At 62.4% G+C, this 16,831-nt stretch carries 14 protein-coding genes; 9 read left to right on the top strand and 5 right to left on the bottom strand.

Annotated elements, in window-relative coordinates:
- Nucleotides 1–9: 9 nt before the first annotated feature.
- The 5 genes from B8783_RS14935 to B8783_RS14915 are packed head-to-tail and all read right to left on the bottom strand — an operon-like array spanning nucleotide 10 to nucleotide 4,325.
- A complete protein-coding gene (locus B8783_RS14935; protein ID WP_139792385.1) occupies nucleotides 10–795 on the bottom strand; it encodes a thioesterase family protein in 786 nt (261 codons plus the stop codon).
- Nucleotides 796–1,116 carry a 2Fe-2S iron-sulfur cluster-binding protein gene (locus B8783_RS14930; protein ID WP_084420883.1) on the bottom strand — a complete coding sequence of 107 codons (321 nt, stop codon included), beginning with the start codon at nucleotides 1,114–1,116 and terminating at the stop codon, nucleotides 796–798.
- A gap of 17 nt (nucleotides 1,117–1,133) precedes the next feature.
- Nucleotides 1,134–2,369, bottom strand: a complete 1,236-nt coding sequence (locus tag B8783_RS14925) for an NAD(P)/FAD-dependent oxidoreductase (protein WP_084422129.1) — start codon at nucleotides 2,367–2,369, stop codon at nucleotides 1,134–1,136.
- A gap of 32 nt (nucleotides 2,370–2,401) precedes the next feature.
- A complete protein-coding gene (locus tag B8783_RS14920; RefSeq protein WP_084420882.1) occupies nucleotides 2,402–3,061 on the bottom strand; it encodes a TetR/AcrR family transcriptional regulator in 660 nt (219 codons plus the stop codon).
- 7 nt (nucleotides 3,062–3,068) lie between these two features.
- Nucleotides 3,069–4,325: a cytochrome P450 gene (locus B8783_RS14915; protein WP_084420881.1), complete on the bottom strand. Its 1,257-nt coding sequence runs from the start codon at nucleotides 4,323–4,325 to the stop codon at nucleotides 3,069–3,071.
- Nucleotides 4,326–4,515: 190 nt separating this feature from the next.
- Here B8783_RS14915 and B8783_RS14910 point away from each other — a divergent pair, with 190 nt between their 5' ends.
- The 9 genes from B8783_RS14910 to B8783_RS14870 all read left to right on the top strand — a co-directional run bounded on the left by B8783_RS14910 (nucleotide 4,516) and on the right by B8783_RS14870 (nucleotide 16,673).
- Nucleotides 4,516–5,601, top strand: a complete 1,086-nt coding sequence (locus tag B8783_RS14910) for a cystathionine gamma-lyase (RefSeq protein ID WP_233355813.1) — start codon at nucleotides 4,516–4,518, stop codon at nucleotides 5,599–5,601.
- 3 nt (nucleotides 5,602–5,604) lie between these two features.
- A complete protein-coding gene (gene tsaE, locus B8783_RS14905; protein WP_084420879.1) occupies nucleotides 5,605–6,057 on the top strand; it encodes a tRNA (adenosine(37)-N6)-threonylcarbamoyltransferase complex ATPase subunit type 1 TsaE in 453 nt (150 codons plus the stop codon).
- Nucleotides 6,047–7,144: an aminoglycoside phosphotransferase family protein gene (locus B8783_RS14900; protein ID WP_084420878.1), complete on the top strand. Its 1,098-nt coding sequence runs from the start codon at nucleotides 6,047–6,049 to the stop codon at nucleotides 7,142–7,144. The genes tsaE and B8783_RS14900 overlap by 11 nt, the downstream gene beginning before the upstream one ends.
- On the top strand, nucleotides 7,141–7,866 hold the full coding sequence (locus B8783_RS14895; RefSeq protein ID WP_233355812.1) for a nucleotidyltransferase family protein: 726 nt from the start codon (nucleotides 7,141–7,143) through the stop codon (nucleotides 7,864–7,866). The genes B8783_RS14900 and B8783_RS14895 overlap by 4 nt, the downstream gene beginning before the upstream one ends.
- Entirely contained in the window at nucleotides 7,863–10,931 is a 3,069-nt protein-coding gene (gene addB, locus B8783_RS14890) for a double-strand break repair protein AddB (protein WP_084420877.1), read from the top strand. The genes B8783_RS14895 and addB overlap by 4 nt, the downstream gene beginning before the upstream one ends.
- Nucleotides 10,924–14,427: a double-strand break repair helicase AddA gene (gene addA / locus B8783_RS14885; RefSeq protein WP_169711810.1), complete on the top strand. Its 3,504-nt coding sequence runs from the start codon at nucleotides 10,924–10,926 to the stop codon at nucleotides 14,425–14,427. The genes addB and addA overlap by 8 nt, the downstream gene beginning before the upstream one ends.
- A gap of 60 nt (nucleotides 14,428–14,487) precedes the next feature.
- Nucleotides 14,488–14,805, top strand: coding sequence for a thioredoxin (trxA, locus tag B8783_RS14880; RefSeq protein ID WP_084420875.1), 318 nt, complete (start codon nucleotides 14,488–14,490; stop codon nucleotides 14,803–14,805).
- 644 nt (nucleotides 14,806–15,449) lie between these two features.
- Complete coding sequence (locus B8783_RS14875) at nucleotides 15,450–16,241, top strand: SDR family NAD(P)-dependent oxidoreductase (RefSeq protein WP_084420874.1); 792 nt, start codon at nucleotides 15,450–15,452, stop codon at nucleotides 16,239–16,241.
- Nucleotides 16,242–16,382: 141 nt separating this feature from the next.
- Nucleotides 16,383–16,673, top strand: coding sequence for a GIY-YIG nuclease family protein (locus B8783_RS14870; protein WP_084420873.1), 291 nt, complete (start codon nucleotides 16,383–16,385; stop codon nucleotides 16,671–16,673).
- The last annotated feature ends 158 nt before the right edge of the window (nucleotides 16,674–16,831 follow it).

Below are 16,831 nucleotides of genomic sequence, written 5' to 3'. Positions count from 1 at the left end.
CGCAAGCCCTCAAGCAAACACCGCAACCGTCTGGCGCCCGATCATTATCGGCGTGCCGTCGGCTGACCACAACCGCATCGACTGGCTTGAATAGCCATCTGTGGCGGACTGTGACACGTGGTGGGCGATGAACCAGCCATCCTGCGTCGAGATATCATCGGTCAGGAATTCCGCCATCCACGTCATCGAGCTGACAGGGCCTGGCATTTTCATCATCGGCATGACCGCTGGCGGCGGCGAATCCGCGATCGCCAGCAGGGTCGTATCCGTCATCGGCGCATTGGCATCCTTGTGCCTCAGCCAGAGCAGCATGTCGCCTGTCTCGGCGCCAGTGACAGGGAAACTCCCTGCGGCCAGCCTTATATTGAAATGGTTGGCAAAGGTCGGGCGCTGGTCGCCGAAAAAGGATGGATAGTCATCAGGGGATTGAAGGTCCGGCGCGCGCGGCGCCGCCTGGCTGAGCGATGAAGGGCGTTTCGCGCCGAAGGTGAACAGGCAACGGGCCATAATCCCGTCCGCGCTCACCATGTCGGCCGACACAAACGCAGATGACTTGCCGCGCCGCAGGATCGTTGACGACACGGCCACATCGCCGCCCACAGGCCCGACAAACGCGACCTGCGCGGCCCGCACGGGCATGTCATCCACCAGATGCTTGGCCGCCTCGAGGCAGAGCGCAGCCGTCAGCCCGCCATAGGTCGTGCGACCCTGCATCCAGTCTTCCGGGATTGTCGTTTCAATCCGCCCAGGACCGGCAGGCTTCAGCCCACCAATCAGCTCGCTATAGGCCGGCAATTAGTGCTGGCTTTCAGGCGTTGTCACTTTCAGACCATCAAGCTCATCGGAGATTGTGATCTGGCAGGACAGGCGGGAATTCTCCTGAACGTTCTCGGCGAAATCGAGCATCGACTGCTCCATTTCTTCCGGCTGGCCAACCTTGTCCATGAAGGAGGTGTCGACATAGACGTGGCAGGTCGCGCAGGCACATGCGCCGCCGCAATCGGCGTCGATGCCGGGCACAGAGTTCTTGATCGCCGTTTCCATGACGGTTTCGCCATTCTTGGCTTCGATTGGGCGTTCGGTACCGTCGTGATCGATAAAGGTAATTGTTGGCATGGTCTTCTCGTGTCTCCTCAGGCGGCCTGCGCCGCAATCTCTTTCATGCTTATGGATGTATCGCCCAGCGTCTGAGGCGCAATGTGCGCACCAGACATGATTAGGCGTTTGGATGCAATAAATTCTGGCGGACTATTGATCGCATCGACTGCGATCAGGCGTCCATTCTTCAGATAGAAGGCGGCAAATTTGCCGCTCGCCCGGTCGCCCCGCACGACGATTTCGTCATAGCCCTCGGACAGACCGGCAATCTGCAGCTTCACATCATACTGGTCAGACCAGAACCATGGGCAATCCAGCGGCGGGGCTTTTTTGCCCATGATCGCAGCGGCCGCGAGTTTGCCCTGTTCGATGGCGTTGTGAACGCTTTCAAGGCGCCCCGTGCGCGCATAATGGCTGAGTGGGCGCACCGTGCAGTCGCCTGCCGCGAAAATCCGTGGATCGCTCGTCTGCGCATTGTCATCAACGATGATGCCGTTCTTGCACGGTAGACCAGCTTCGGCAGCGAGCTCGATGTTCGGCACAATCCCGATCCCGGCGAGCACCATATCCGCCTCGATCTCCTCGCCATCGGCGAGCACCGCATGCGTCACCGCCCCGTCCTTGCCTTTCAGAGAGGAAAGGCGCGCGCCGGTCCGGATATCGACACCGTGGCTGGCATGAAGGTCCTGATAGAATTCGCTGATGACCGGGCTTGTGACACGCTCAAGAACGCGCGGCGCCATTTCCAGCACCGTCACTTCAAGGCCAAGCTGGCGCGCAACGGCTGCGGCTTCAAGGCCGATATACCCCGCCCCGATGATCACGAGCTTGCGCCCCTCGATCATCTTCGGCTGGATATGTTCGACATCGGCAAGACCGCGCAGGTCGAACACATTCTTCAAATCCGCGCCAGGCACGGGCAAGGCGCGCGGGCGAGAGCCGGTCGCAATGATCAGCGCGTCATAGGACAGGCGCCCGCCATGCTCCAGCACCACCTCACGCGTGCTGCGCTCAATGCGCTCCACGCTCTGGGAGAGAAGTGTCTCGACATTATTGTCTTCATACCAGGCGGCCGGTTTGAAATAGAGCCGGTCTTCGCCAAGCTCACCTTTCATATAGGCCTTTGAGAGCGGTGGCCGCTGATAGGGCAGCGCGGTCTCATCGCCGACAAGCGTGATCGCGCCCTCATAGCCGAACAGCCGAAGCGATTGCGCGGCCTGCGCGCCCGCCTGGCCACCACCAATGATCACAATCTTTTCTGAACTGGACAGGTCCAAATCCGCTTTCCTCCCAATATACGCCGTTACATGACGCAGGCGTCACCAATTTTCAAGCCATTGCTGGACAAGGCGCCAATACGTCGCTCCAGCTCTGCTTTTGCGGCAGGCGTAAGCCGATGAGAAAACAAGGTCAAATGTTGCTTTATACCTCTCGTAACGGCACCTGAGCCCTCAGTTTCCGCCTGACCAGACTCTCGCAGATATTCAAGCTGGTAACGGATCACGATGATTGCGTTCGTGGCAAGATCGTCGATCTCGGTGTCTTCGATGTCCAGAAGCCCCGCATCCCGCATAGCAAGAAAAAACGCGCTGAAGCCGGAATGAGACTTGGCATAGATCTCTGGCAGTCGCTGCTCGAGCGCATCGGTATGGGCGCCATAATCGGCCTGGTCGCGATAAAGAAAGCGGAAATCCCGCAACTCAGCCGCCAGCACCTCGAGATAACCGACATAGGAGGCGAGCACGTCCGCATGGTCCGGCACAATCGCGAGGCGAGCCTTGTTGCGCGCGATGAACTGCTCTGAAAGGGCCTCCAACAGGTCCCGCTTCGTCTTGAAATGGTACCATAGATTGCCCTCGGCAATGCCGACTTCAGCCGCCAGCATTGCCGTGGTCACATGCGCATAGTGTAGCCGATTAAACAGGCGTCGAGCCGTATCGATGATCCGGTCACGTGTCCGCATACGCCGCTTACAGTTTCGGATGCAGGCGCACCGGCAAGTGGGTATAGCCCGTCACGAAGTTGGACCGCACACGTGTCGGCTCTGCCATCATCTCGATCCGGTCAAACCGCGCGAGAATCTCTTCCCAGAGAATACGCAGCTGCATCTCGGCGACACGGTTGCCCATGCAGCGGTGGATACCAAAGCCGAAGGAAACATGATGCCGGGCGCGTTCACGATCAACGCGGAAGGCGTCCGGGTCCTCGATCACGTCTTCATCGCGGTTGCCGGAAGCGTACCACATCACCACCTTGTCGCCCTTCTTGATCGTCTTGCCGCCCAGCTCGAAATCCTCAAGCGCATTGCGCCGCATATGGGCCAGCGGCGTCTGATACCGGATAATCTCTGACACCATGTTCGGGATCAAGTCCGGATTGGCTTTCAGCTTTTCATACTGGTCGGGGTTCTTGTTGAGGAAATAGACCCCGCCCGAGATCGAGTTCCGGGTCGTGTCATTGCCGCCCACAATGAGCAGCATCATATTGCCGAGCAGCTCCATCGGATTGTTGATCATATCCTTGGTCTCGGGGTCATGTGCGAGCAGCGAGATGAAATCGAACTGGCGCGGCTTGGCGGCGCGGTCTTTCCAGAGCTCGGTGAAGTAAGCGAGGCATTCGCCGAGGATGCGGGCACGCTCTGCCATGTCGGCGTCCGCGCCGACTGTCTCGCTCGTCGTCGTCACATCTGACCAGTAGGGCAGCAAATGCCGGTCCTCGAACGGAAAGTCGAACAGGGTCGCCAGCATCTGCGTCGTCAGCTCGATCGAGACCTTGTCGACCCAGTTGAATGTCTCGCCGACCGGCAGGCTGTCCAGAATATTGCAGACGCGCGTGCGGATCAGCGTTTCCAGCTCAGATAATTGCGTGGGGGCCACCGCAGGCTGCGCGGCCCGGCGCTGCACATCATGCTTGGGCTGGTCCATGGAGATGAACATCGGCGTCTCGAAGTCCTCCGGTGCATCGCCGATCACGATATCCCGGTCGGACGAGAAGATCTTGTGATTGGAATCGACCGTGACGATGTCCTGAAACTTGGTAATCGACCAGTACGGCCCGAACGCACTTTTGGCAGTGTAATGAACCGGGTCTTCGCGGCGAAGGCGCCTGAAAACCTCATGATAGGCTTGGCTCTCGAACAGGATCGCCTCGCTCGGATCAACGTCCTCAATCGGCCCTTTCAGATTCCGCTCAATCGGATCGTCCGAGATTTGCATCGTGTCAGCCATATAGTCCTCCCGTGTATTTATATTTTTTAGGGTGCATACCCTATTTTGCCCAAAACGCAAGCAAGTCCCGGTCGGACATGTCTTTTCCTTTGTGTCTGAAGGGTGCCCGCGCTATCTCCGCCCCATGCGAAAAAGAAACCGGAAAGACCGTGCAAGGATCCTTGGCGAAACGACCGAGTCCGAAGCCCGTATGATGGCGCTGCTTCATGGGCGCGCAGGCCGCCTGTCCAAGGGCGAGAGCTTGACCCCGCCTATCGTCAATGCCGCTAAATACGCCCTGCCCGGCTCGCCCGACCATCCCTTGCCCTATGGCCGGTACGACAACCCGACCTGGCAAAGCGTGGAAAGCGCGATTGGCGCGCTGGAAGATGCCGAAACCCTCTGCTTCCCGTCAGGCATGGCCGCGGTCACTGCCGCGATCATGGCTTCACTGACCCCGAAATCCTCCGTCCTCATTCCTTCGGATGGCTATTACACAGTGCGCGTCCTGCTGCAGGAGTTCTTCCACCAGCATGAGATCAGCGTCACCGAAGTGCCGACGCGCCAGTTGACTGACCATGACGTCGAGGGCTTTGACCTCGTCTGGCTCGAAACCCCGTCCAATCCCGGCCTCGACATTTGCGATATCGCGGCCATCGCCCAACGCACCCATGCGGCGGGCGGCCTCGTCTGCGTCGACAACACGACCGCGACGCCGCTCCTGCAGCGCCCCCTCGGCCTCGGCGCCGACATCACCGTCTCATCTGACACCAAAGCCATCGCCGGGCATTCCGACGTCCTGTTCGGGCATGTCTCCAGCCGCAATGGCCAGATCATGGAGCGCGTGCGCCAGTGGCGGAAGCTGTCGGGCTCAACCCCCGGTCCAGCCGAAGCCTATCTCGCCTATCGCGGCCTGATGACGCTTGAGCTTCGCCTCTCGCGCATGTGCGACAATGCCGAGGCGCTCGCGAACCTCTTCTACACTCACAAAGCCGTGAAATCTGTCCGCTTCCCGGGCCTCGCCGATGACCCGTCCTACGGGCTCTGCTCAAAGCAGATGATGCGGCCTGGCTTTGTCATCGGCCTTACCTTTGGCAGCGCCAGCACCGCTGAAAGCTTCATCAATGACTGCCCGGCCATCTTCGCGGCGACGAGCTTTGGCGGCATCCAGACCAGCGCTGAGCGCCGCGCCCGCTGGGGCGACGCTGTGCCTGAAAGCTATGTCCGGCTCTCAGCTGGCTGTGAGCCAACCACCGCCCTTATCGACACGATCCGGGCAACACTGGACTCGCTCTAGGCCATGGATGCGCTGGAATTCCATCTCGCTGACCCGGCCGCGACCGCCCGCCTCGCGCGCCGTCTCGCCCCGCATCTCAAAGCCGGGGACGTGATCGCGCTGCACGGCGGCCTTGGCGCAGGCAAAACGACCTTCGCCCGCGCGCTCGTCTCAGCCCTGATGGGCACCGAGACCGAAGTGCCGAGCCCGACCTATACCATCGTGCAGACCTATGAGGCGCCCGATTTCCCGGTCTACCATTTTGACCTTTATCGCCTCGAATTCCCGGACGATGTGCAGGAGCTTGGCTGGGAAGACACGATAGACGGCCTCGCCCTCATCGAATGGCCAGACAAGGCGGGCGACCACCTCCCCGCCTGGCGGCTTGACCTCACCCTGCAGGAAACAGCCGACGGGCGCACAGCAAGGCTGGAACCGCGCGGCGAAGACTGGCAATCTCGCCTGCATGGGATTTGACGCAGACCGGCAGATGCAGATCGAAGCCTTCCTCGCCGAGGAAGGTTGGGCCGATGCGCGCCTCGATTGGCTGGGTCAGGACGCCTCCACCCGCCGCTATGGACGCCTGACGCGCCCGGATGGCTCGACCGCCCTTCTCATGGACGCCCCGCTTGTCGAGGATGATCCGTGCACGCCTGAGATGAGCGCCGAGGAACGCCTCGCGGGCGGCTGGAACAAGCAGTCCCGCCTCGCCGCCTCCCGCGTCGAAGCCTTTGCCGCGATCGGTGGCTGGCTAAAGTCCAACGGCTTCAGCGCGCCTGAGATCTACACCGGCAGCGCCCCGCTCGGCCTCGCCATCATCGAGGATTTCGGCACACAGAATGAGTTCGCCCGCCTCATCGAGCAGGGCACCGACGAGGTGACGCTCTACACCGCTGCCGCCGCCGCTCTGGCCGATCTCCACGCGCTTGAAACCCCTCACAAGCTCCATGGCCTTGGCCGCGACTGGCCGATCCTCGACTTTGATGATCTGGCCCTCAACGTAAATGCCAGCCTGTTCGCCAACTGGTTTCCCCGCTTCGACACCCGCATGCGGATGACCGACGCCGACCACGCCACCTGGTCACGAGAGCTAGATGTCCTGCTGGAGCGCGCCCGCGATTTCCCGCGCGAGCTCACCTTGCGTGATTACCACGCCGAGAACCTCATCTGGCTGCCAGAGCGCGAAGGCCGCGCCCGTGTCGGCCTGCTCGACTTTCAGGACGCCGTCATCGGCTGGGACGCCTGGGACATGGCGATGCTCGTCCAGGACGCCCGCCGCACCGTCTCACCAGACGCCCATAGCGCCGCCATCGCGACCTATCTCAACAAGACTGGCAAATCCGAAGCCGACTTCCTCGAGCGCCTCGCCATCATCGGCACGCTGAATGCCCTGCGCATTGTCGGCATCTTCTCCCGCCTCATCGCCCGCGATGGAAAAGACCGCTACCGGGACTTCCTGCCCCGCCAGAAATACCTGCTCGCCCGCAATCTCGAACACCCCTCGGCCGCCGGCATGGCCGCCTTTGTGCGCGACACCGCCCCCTTTATTTTCGAGGACGCATGATGAACGCTCTGCCCCACACCGCCATGATCCTCGCCGCGGGCCTTGGCACGCGGATGCGTCCGCTGACCAATGAAACCGCAAAGCCGCTGCTCGAGGTCGCCGGCAAACGCCTGATGGACTGGCAACTCGCCCCGCTCATTGAAGCCGGCGTCAAACGCCTCGTCGTGAACACCCATTGGTGCGCCGATCAGGTCGAAGCCCATGCCCGCGGCATTGGCGGGGTCGAAGTGGTCTTCTCCGACGAAAGCGATGAGGTTCTGGAAACCGGCGGCGCGCTCGCAAAGGCCGCCCCGCTGCTCGGCGACGATCCGGTCTTCGTCGTCAACACTGACGCGTTCTGGATGCCGAATGATCCCCAGCCGCTGATCGATCTCGCCGACGCCTATTTCCCCTCCCGCATGGATGAAATCCTGCTGCTGGCAGACACCCAGCGCTGCCTCGGCTTTGGCGGCAAGGGGGACTTCTTCCTCGATGAGGATGGCGCGCTCACCCATCGCGGCGACGCCGACGCCGCGCCCTGGGCTTATGCGGGCCTGCGCATCGTCAATCCCACCCTTTACGCCGCCCATGCCGCCGAGCCGTTTTCGGCCTTCCGCATCTGGTCAGAGCTTCTGCCCAATCGCCGGATGCATGGATTTGCACTTGATCGCTTCTGGCTGCATGTCGGCGACCCGCAAGCCCTGCGCGACGCTGAAATGTGGCTGAAGTGCCACGGGGCATGAGCGCGCCCGGCCTTTTCGCGCCCGGCGCCCCGAAGCTGCGCACCATTCCGCCCGGCGCTGATTTCCTGAAAGAACTCGCCCGCGCGCTGGCGGAAGAAAAAGACCTCGCCAATAATGCCGACGCGCTCGCGGATGATCTCATCTATGTGCCAAACCGGCGCTCGGCCCGCGCTTTAGCGCTCGCCCTCTTCAAGGCGGCCGGCGGCACAACCATCCTGATGCCGGACATTCGCCCGCTCGGCGATCTTGAAAGCGATGAGCCGCCACCCGGTACTGAGTCCGCCCTCGCTGACCTGCCGCCCGCCATCTCGCCTGCTGAACGCCTCGGTCAGCTCTCGCGTCTCGTCAGTGAATATTATGACCGCCAGGGCAAACCCATTCCGCCCGCTTCATCGCTCGCCGCTGCGCGGGAGCTTGCGCGCCTCCTCGATCAGGCCGCCCTCTCTGGCGAGGTGGACTGGGACCAGCTCGATGCCGTGGTCGAGGATCAGCAGCTCTCCCAACATTGGGAAAAGTCCGTCCAGTTCCTGAAGATCATCATCGAGGCCTGGCCGGATGCGCTCCGCCTTCAGGACCGCGAAGACCCCTACACCCGCCGCCTGCTTGCCGCGAAAGCCGTCGCCGATAGCTGGGCCGCTACCCCGCCAAAAGGCGATGTCATCATTGCGGGCTCGACCGGCGCAGACCCGACAGGCCGCACACTGATGAAAGCCGCGCTTCATCTCCCGCGCGCCCTCATCGTCCTGCCCGGCCTCGACCGCTCTGTCGACAAGGATGCCTGGGCCGATATCGCAACCTCGCCCAGCCACCCGCAATTCTCCCTCGCGCAGACGCTCGCCGATCTCGACTATCAGCCTGATGAAGTTGCCGACTGGCCGGGTCTTAAGTCCGACGAGAAAGCCGAAGCCCGCCGCGCCCTCATCCATGAGGCGCTCGCCCCTGCTGATGGCACCGCCCACTGGCTGAAGCGCCTGAATGAGCTTGCAGGCGGTCGCCGCCCGGAGGACTTCGCGGAAGACGGCCTCTCCGGCCTCACCCTCATCGAAGCCGATGATGATGGCGAGGAAGCCTGGTGCGCCGCGCTCCTCATGCGCCGCACACTCGAAACGCCGGGCCGCACCGCCGCCCTCGTGACGCCCGATGCCGGTCTCGCCCGCCGCGTCGCCGCCCTGATGCGCCAGTGGAATGTGGACCTCACCCCCTCAGGCGGCCGCCCGCTTCTGCAAACCCCGGCTGGCAGTCTCTCCAGCCTCGTCATGGACTGGTCGCGCGACCCGACCCATCCGGTCCTGATGCTGGCCGCGCTCAAACACGGTCAAGTCACCTACGACTACGACCTCTTCGATTTCGAACGCTTCTTCCTGCGCGGCCCCCGCCGCTGGGAAGACTGGCCGGGCTTCCACGCCCACATTGACCGGATCGAAGCAGACAAGGACGGACGCAAACGCTCAGGTATCACGGACGACCACATCGCCGCCTCCCGCCAGATCGCAGATGATCTCCAGGCCCGCTTTGAAGGGGCAGGCCTCATTGATCCGGATACGGAACTTCACGGGCAGGACTATCTCGTCGGCATCAGTGAGCTTCTCGGCAGCCTCGGCAGCGCGCCCCTACCATGGGCGGGCGAAGACGGCGCCGCGCTCTCGCGCGCGCTTCGTGATTTCGCAGACGTCAGTACAAGCCTCCTGCCAGCAACGCCCGAGGTCTGGACCGAACTCTTCAAAGCCTGGTGCGCGACGATCACCGTGCGCGGCGCAGGCGGTGAACATCCGCGCCTCTCCATCTGGGGCCCGCTCGAAGCGCGCCTGCAAAGCGCGGACTGCCTCATTCTTGCTGGCCTCAATGAAGGCGTCTGGCCTGCCCAGCCTTCGCCCGACGCCTTCCTGCCGCGAAACTTCCGCCGCAAGCTCGGCTTCTCTGACCCGGATGAGCGGATCGGCCTTTCCGCGCATGACTTTGCGCAGCTCGCCGCTGCCCCGGATGTCACACTGCTCACCTCAAAACGGCGCGGCGATTCCCCTGCTGTCGCCTCGCGCTGGGTGTGGCGCCTCACCACGCTGGCCCGCGGCGCGCTGAAAGAGAAAGGCGCCATCGCGCTCGCCCCGTCAGAAGAGAACGATCCACGCCGCTGGCTCGCCGCCCTCAAGACACCGGACAAACTCGAAAGCTTCAGCGCAGAACCTCGCCCGACACCAGACTGGGAGGCCCGCCCGAAAGCCCTCTCCGTCACCCGGATCGAAACGCTGCAGCGAGACCCTTACGCCATCTACGCCCAGCGCGTGCTCGGCCTCTATCCGCTCGAACAACTCGACATGCCCGTCGATGTCCGCCCGCGCGGCACCGCCATCCACGCCGCGCTCGAAAAGTTCGAACTACCCGGCATCGAAAAGTCCGCCGACCAGCTCGTCGCCATGCTGGAACAGGAACTACGCGATGCTGGCGAAGCTGAAGAAGCGATCCTCGGCGCGGTCGCCGTCCGCCGCAAAGTCGTCGAGGAATATCTCGCCTGGCGCGAACAACGCCTCCACCTCTTATCAGGTGCTCCGTACACGGAGATTAGCGGCAGCTATCCCATGCCGATCGAAGGCCGCCCCGGTGAGACCTTCATGCTCAGCGCCAATGCAGACCGGGTTGAGCGTCATCAGGACGGCTCGCTCGCCATCCTCGATTTCAAGTCAGGCCTGCCGCCAGGCGAAGGCGAAGTGCGCACGGGCCTCAATCCGCAAATGCCGCTCTCGGCGATCATCGCCCTCGAAGACGGCTTCAAGACCGAGAAGGGCCACACCCTGAAAACCGACAAGGTCAGCGCCCTCACCTATGTCCGGTTCGGCTCCAAATTCGATGTCCGCAATATCGGCGATGCCTCCGGGCGCGACTATGAAGCCATGGCGCTGGAAGACATTATCGAAGATACGCGCGTCGGCGTCAGCAAGCTCATCGCCCGCTTCGCTGACCCCACCCACCCCTATCTCAGCATGCCACGTCCCAAGCGCGCCAAATATGGCTCTGACTATGAGCGCCTCGCCCGCCGGGACGAATGGATCGGGGAGAGCGGCGATGAGTAGCACGGTAGCCTTCGAAGCCGCCCAACAGGCCCAGCGTATCGCCGCCCTGCCGGAGCGCTCGGCCTGGGTTGAGGCACATGCCGGGTCAGGCAAGACGAAAGTCCTGATCGACCGCGTCGCCCGCCTCCTCCTTCGCCGTGAAGACGGACGCCAAGGCGCTGCGCCAGACACGATCCTCTGCATCACCTACACCAAGGCCGCCGCCAATGAGATGCTGAGCCGTCTGTTCAAGACGCTCGGCGACTGGTCGGTCGCGGACGATGAAAAGCTGCGCGACGAGCTCTCGAAACTCGAGAGCCGCCCGGTTGACGCCTATCAACCGGAAGACCTTGATGCCGCCCGCGCCCTCTTTGCCAACGCGCTTGAAACGCCGGGGGGCCTGCGCATTGAAACCATTCACGCCTTCTGTTCGCGCATCCTCCGCCGCTTCCCGCTGGAAGCCGATGTCTCGCCGGGCTTCGGCGAGATTGAGGACCGCGAGGCAGACCGCCTCTGGGCCGAAAGCCTTCGCGAGCAGATCCTCCACGCGCACGAATATGCGCCGGACGCCCTCGTCACCCTCTCGCAGATCGGCGGCGGCAATGGCGCGGCGAGCGTGCTCTCGCATCTGCGCTCCAAAGCAGGCCGGCTCGCCGGTGCCGACACTGATGATCTGAAACACCGCGTTCTGGCATTCCTCAATGCGCCAGAGGACTCCGTCGATACGCTGCTACAGCGCGCACTGGATGCGGACTTCCAGACTATCCGTGTACGGTCCATATTGGCCGAGCTTCAGAATATCGACAAACTCGGCAAGGCTGATCTCACCCTGCTCGAAAAGCTGCCCTTCATCATGTCGGACGCATCCCTTGAGGATCGCTGGGCCACCTATGCCTCACTCTTCCTGACGAGCTCAGGCGACTGGCGCAAAACTAATCCGTACACGAAGCCTACGGGCAATGCGCTCCCCGCGCTGGCTGATCTCTTCCAGATCAAGGATGGCGACGGCACCGAAACCGCCCGCTTCCGCGCCCTGTCGCGCGCCATTGCCGCGCGCCAATGCTATGAGCAGACCGCCGCCCTTCTCGATGTCGGCCTGCCAGTCCTTCGCGATTACGCCGCCGGCAAGACTCAGCGCGCCGCGCTCGATTTCGATGACCTCATCCTGCGCACGCGCGATCTTCTCACCGCGCCCGGTACCGCCGAATGGGTGCTCTACAAACTCGATGGCGGGCTGACCCATATCCTGCTCGATGAGGCCCAGGACACCAGCCCCGACCAATGGGTGCTGATCAACGCCCTCGTCGAGGAGTTCCGCGCCGGCAAGGGCGCTGACCATAAGGCGGACCCACGCACCCAGTTCACCGTCGGTGACAAGAAGCAGTCCATCTACTCCTTCCAGGGCGCAGACCCTGAACGTTTCATCCACGAGAAGCGCCGCTTCATCGGCGCCGAGGAAGCCCTCCACGGGCAGGCCAATCTGCCCGCCATGACCATGTCGTTCCGCTCGACCTCCGAAGTCCTTGGCTTCGTCGATAGCGTCTTCAACCTCGACAAGTTTGGTGGCGACCCCTTCTCCGTCACCCCGCCCGATGAAGCTGACACGCTTCAGCACGTCGCCCGCCGCGCGGATGAAGCCGGCCGCGTCGAGCTCTGGCCAATTGTTCAGCATACGGAGAGTGAGGAAGACGACCCGTGGGACTCCCCCGTCGACAAGCTGCCGGAAGCTTCCCCGCGCAATCGCCTCGCCCTCAATGTCGCGACAGAAATCGCCGCCATGATCGAGCGCGGAGACCCGGTCTGGGATCGCGGCGACAAACGCCCCGTCTCGCCTGAAGACATCCTCATCCTCGTTCGCAAACGCGGCCCGCTCTTCGACGCGCTCATCCGCGAACTGAAAGAACAGAACCTCCCCGTCGCTGGCGCCGACCGTCTCGTCCTGCTGGACCATATCGCCGTGCAGGACTGTCTCAACCTCCTGCGCTTTGCGCTCTTCCCGTCCGATGATCTGACGCTCGCCGAAATCCTGCGCGGGCCCTTTTGCGGCCTCGTCGATGACAATAATGAGCTGTTCGTCCTCGCCCATAAGCGCGCCCGCGGCGAAACCCTCTGGGACCGGTTGCGCACGCACACAGACCCCCGCTTCGCCGCCGCCCGCGCCTTCTGCCAGTCCCTCTTGGACAACAAACACCTGCCCGCCTTCGACTTCCTCTCCGAGGTCCTCAACACACGGCGCGAAGATGGCCGGTCCGGCTGGGACCATATCATCCAGCGCCTTGGCGAGCCGGCCCGCGACCCGGTCAACGCCCTCATAAGCCACGCTCTCGGCTTCGACATGGGCGAGGCGGCAAGCCTGCAGACCTTCCTCGCCGAAATCGAAAGCGATACCAGCCAGCTCAAACGCGACCTTGCCGAGCCAAATGGCGAGATCCGCGTGATGACCGTCCACGGCGCCAAGGGCCTGCAAGCGCCCATCGTCTTCTTGCCGGACACCACGGGAAGCGACCGCGCCGACAGCTCCAGCCTCTTCATGGTCGAAGATGACCTCCCCATTTTCAGCGCCAGCAAGAGCGCCGATCCGCCCGAGCTTGAGCCCTTCCGCACCGCCCGCGACACCGCTCAGGCCCGCGAGTCGCGCCGCCTTCTCTACGTTGCCCTCACCCGCGCGCAGGACCGGCTGATCATCGGCGGCGCCTTTGCTGGCCGGCGCACCGGCAAGGGCTATAGCGACGACTCCTGGTATGCGCTCTGCCGCGACGCCATGCTCGACCTTACCGGAGAGGCAGGTGAAGCCACAGACGACGACAAAGTGCTGACTTACGGCGCAACCCTCCCCCCGGTCAGCAAGGACGCCGCCCCCAAACGCCCGCCACCCAGCGCCCCGGACTGGGCCCGCCAGCCTGCCGCAAAAGACACCGCCCAGCGCATCAGCGCGCCGAGCCGCCTGCTTGAGGACAAGGCCCGCGTCGCCAAACCTTTCGGCAAGGCCCGCAGCGCTGCCCTCGAACGCGGCCGTCTCATCCACACCCTGCTGCAATATTTGCCAGACCTGCCAGAGCCCGCCCGCAATGAGGCCGCCACATCTTATCTCGAACGCCACACCAGCCTTGAGCCGGCCGCTCGCACGGAAATCTTGCAGGCGACGCTCGACACGCTCGCAACGCCCGGCTTTGCCCACGTCTTTGCCCCCGGCGGTCGCTCGGAAGCAGCGATTGTCGGAACAATTGACAGTGGCGGCAGCGAGATCATCATCAATGGCCGGGCCGACCGTCTCGTCATTTCCGACGATGAAATCCTCATCATCGACTATAAGACAGACCGTCCCGCGCCAGACAGCGCCGAAGACGTGGATGCCGCATATCTGCTACAGATGGCAGCCTATCAGGCCGTACTGGAAAAGGCCTTCAAAGGTCGCCCCGTGCGCCCGGCCCTCCTCTACACCGACGGCCCGCGCCTGATTGAGCTTTCCGACAGCTTATTGCAGAACTCACGCGACCGTTTAGCTAGCGGCCTTTGAAGAATCCTGACACGGCCTATCTATAACGGGTAACAAGACACAAAAAGCGAGGAGGCAGACATGGCCGCCGAACATATCACTGATGACAATTTCGACACCGCAATTGCTGGCGACACGCCAGTTGTCGTGGATTTCTGGGCCGAATGGTGTGGCCCCTGTAAGCAGATGTCCCCCCATCTGGAAGCGGTCTCCGATGAGCTCGCCGGCAAGGTGAAGATCGCCAAGATCAATGTCGACGAGAACCCGATTGCCGCCTCCAAATTCGGCGTCCGCGGCCTGCCAACCCTGATGATGTTCAAGGGCGGCAAGGTCACCGCAACCCATCTCGGCGCGATGTCCAAACAACGCATCGCCGAATGGATCAAGGAAAGCAGCTAGTTTCTGCCGACCCAATGAACCAGAAAGCCCGCCCGGTCCTACCGCGGCGGGCTTTTTCTTGTTCACCGCTCCCCTACCTCAACCTGAGCCCACCCCACCTCATACTGAGCACGCCAACCTCATCCTGAGCTTGTCGAAGGATGAAGAAGCACACCCCTCACCGTTCCGCGTCACTCCCGATGAGCCGCAGGCTCATCTGGGAGCCCATCTCCTGCACCCCCAAAAGTCCCGCAGGATGAAAACACAGGAGATGGACCCTCAGACCGCTGCGCGGTCGAGGGTGACGCACTCGAGTGACTGAGCAGGGCGCTTAAACCGGGACTTACAAGTTTCATTCAGGCCTAATGGCAAATCCTGCCATTCGGCCACAGCCAGCCTCTTTCGATCTTCTTTTCCGGGTCAAGGGTGAAATCCTCCGGACGCGAAGCGCCCTTGACCCGGAAAAGAAGATCGGACAACCGCCACATATCGCGCCTTCATCCTGAACACCCACCCCAACCTCATCCTGAGCCCGTCGAAGGATGAAGCCACCATCCCCCACCCCCAAAACCCAAAAACCCTTTCCCCACACGTCACCCATTTACGCCGCGCCTCGCCAGCCCTACTGATTTACTTCACACATGAAACAAATCTGAGGAAACATCATGGAGCCCTATCAACCCCTGTCCCGCTCGATCAAAGGCAAGACCGCACTGATCACCGGTGCCGCCTCCGGCATGGGCCGCGCGACCGCCCATCTCTTCGCCCATGAGGGCGCGAATGTCGCCGTCACGGACCTCAAACAGGAGGCCGTCGACAAGGTCGTGCAGGAGATCAAGGATGCCGGCTTCGAGAACGTCAGAGGCTGGGCCATGGATGTCGGCAATGGCGACGCGATCAAGCGCGTCGTCAACGAAGCCGCCGCCCATTTCGGCGGGCTCGAAATTCTCGTCAACAATGCCGGCTTCGCCATCCCGGCCAATGTCGCCGAGGAGTCCTATGAAGACAGCTGGGGCCCGAGCATCAATGTGATGCTGACCAGCCATCAGCGCGCCATTCGCGCGGCCTTGCCCTATATGCGCAAAGCCAAATTCGGCCGCATCGTGAACGTCGCCTCGACCGAAGGCCTCGGGGCCACCCCCGGCAATTCACCCTATGTCGCCGCCAAACATGGCGTCATCGGCCTCACCCGCGGCCTCGCCTGCGACCTTGGCCGCGACGATGAAACCGACATCACCGTCAACTGCATCTGCCCCGGCCCGATCCACACTGGCATCACCTCCGGCATTTCCGATGAGCACAAGACCATCTACGCCAAACGCCGCGTGCCGCTGCGCCGTTACGGCATCCCGGAAGAGGTCGCGAACATGACCCTCTCGGTCGTCCTCCCCGCCGCCAGCTTCCTCAACGGCGTTCACATCCCCGTCGACGGCGGCATGACGATCAAGAACGCGTAAAAGCGACGACGCTTGAAATTGTCCGCAGATACCTGCGAAGGCAGGTATCCATGGCTCAACTTTTCAACTTCCACTTGCCTCCAAGCTCATTCCATGGACCCCTGCCTTCGCAGGGGTCTGCGGAATTTGGAGCGAGCACCAATGAAACCCTTCTACGTCTATATCCTCGCCAGCCAGAAGAACGGCACGCTCTACACGGGCCATACGGATGACATCTCGACGCGCATCTATGCGCACAAGGAAGGACGCGGCTCTGCCTTCACACGGAAATACGGCGTCAAACGCCTCGTCTGGTACGAACATCACCAGACCCGCGACGGCGCGAAGACGCGCGAATACCAGATCAAGGCATGGAAACGCGCCTGGAAGATCAGGTTGATTGAGGAAACCAATCCCGACTGGGATGACCTTTACCTCAAACTCAACCACTAGGCTTCACCCCGAACCAATTTAAACCCTCAACCTCCGCAGATACCTGCGAAGGCAGGTATCCATGGCTCAACATTCCAGGGGACACCCCAGCAGCAACTCTGCACAATAGGCCCCACCCGCCCTAAATCCGCTTGATCGTATACGGTCGAAAAGATACG

Source organism: Henriciella litoralis, from assembly GCF_002088935.1.
Taxonomy (GTDB): Bacteria; Pseudomonadota; Alphaproteobacteria; order Caulobacterales; family Hyphomonadaceae; genus Henriciella; species Henriciella litoralis.
Note: the sequence above shows the minus strand (reverse complement) of the source record. Positions and strands in the feature narration are given on the sequence as shown.

What these genes read in the sequence shown, in the direction of transcription:
- B8783_RS14930 (WP_084420883.1), bottom strand. Translation starts at nt 1,116, where the DNA reads ATGCCAACAATTACCTTTATCGATCACGACGGTACCGAACGCCCAATC.
- B8783_RS14920 (WP_084420882.1), bottom strand. Translation starts at nt 3,061, where the DNA reads ATGCGGACACGTGACCGGATCATCGATACGGCTCGACGCCTGTTTAAT.
- B8783_RS14915 (WP_084420881.1), bottom strand. Translation starts at nt 4,325, where the DNA reads ATGGCTGACACGATGCAAATCTCGGACGATCCGATTGAGCGGAATCTG.
- B8783_RS14910 (WP_233355813.1), top strand. Translation starts at nt 4,516, where the DNA reads ATGATGGCGCTGCTTCATGGGCGCGCAGGCCGCCTGTCCAAGGGCGAG.
- tsaE (WP_084420879.1), top strand. Translation starts at nt 5,605, where the DNA reads ATGGATGCGCTGGAATTCCATCTCGCTGACCCGGCCGCGACCGCCCGC.
- B8783_RS14900 (WP_084420878.1), top strand. Translation starts at nt 6,047, where the DNA reads ATGGGATTTGACGCAGACCGGCAGATGCAGATCGAAGCCTTCCTCGCC.
- B8783_RS14895 (WP_233355812.1), top strand. Translation starts at nt 7,141, where the DNA reads ATGATGAACGCTCTGCCCCACACCGCCATGATCCTCGCCGCGGGCCTT.
- addB (WP_084420877.1), top strand. Translation starts at nt 7,863, where the DNA reads ATGAGCGCGCCCGGCCTTTTCGCGCCCGGCGCCCCGAAGCTGCGCACC.
- addA (WP_169711810.1), top strand. Translation starts at nt 10,924, where the DNA reads ATGAGTAGCACGGTAGCCTTCGAAGCCGCCCAACAGGCCCAGCGTATC.
- trxA (WP_084420875.1), top strand. Translation starts at nt 14,488, where the DNA reads ATGGCCGCCGAACATATCACTGATGACAATTTCGACACCGCAATTGCT.
- B8783_RS14875 (WP_084420874.1), top strand. Translation starts at nt 15,450, where the DNA reads ATGGAGCCCTATCAACCCCTGTCCCGCTCGATCAAAGGCAAGACCGCA.
- B8783_RS14870 (WP_084420873.1), top strand. Translation starts at nt 16,383, where the DNA reads ATGAAACCCTTCTACGTCTATATCCTCGCCAGCCAGAAGAACGGCACG.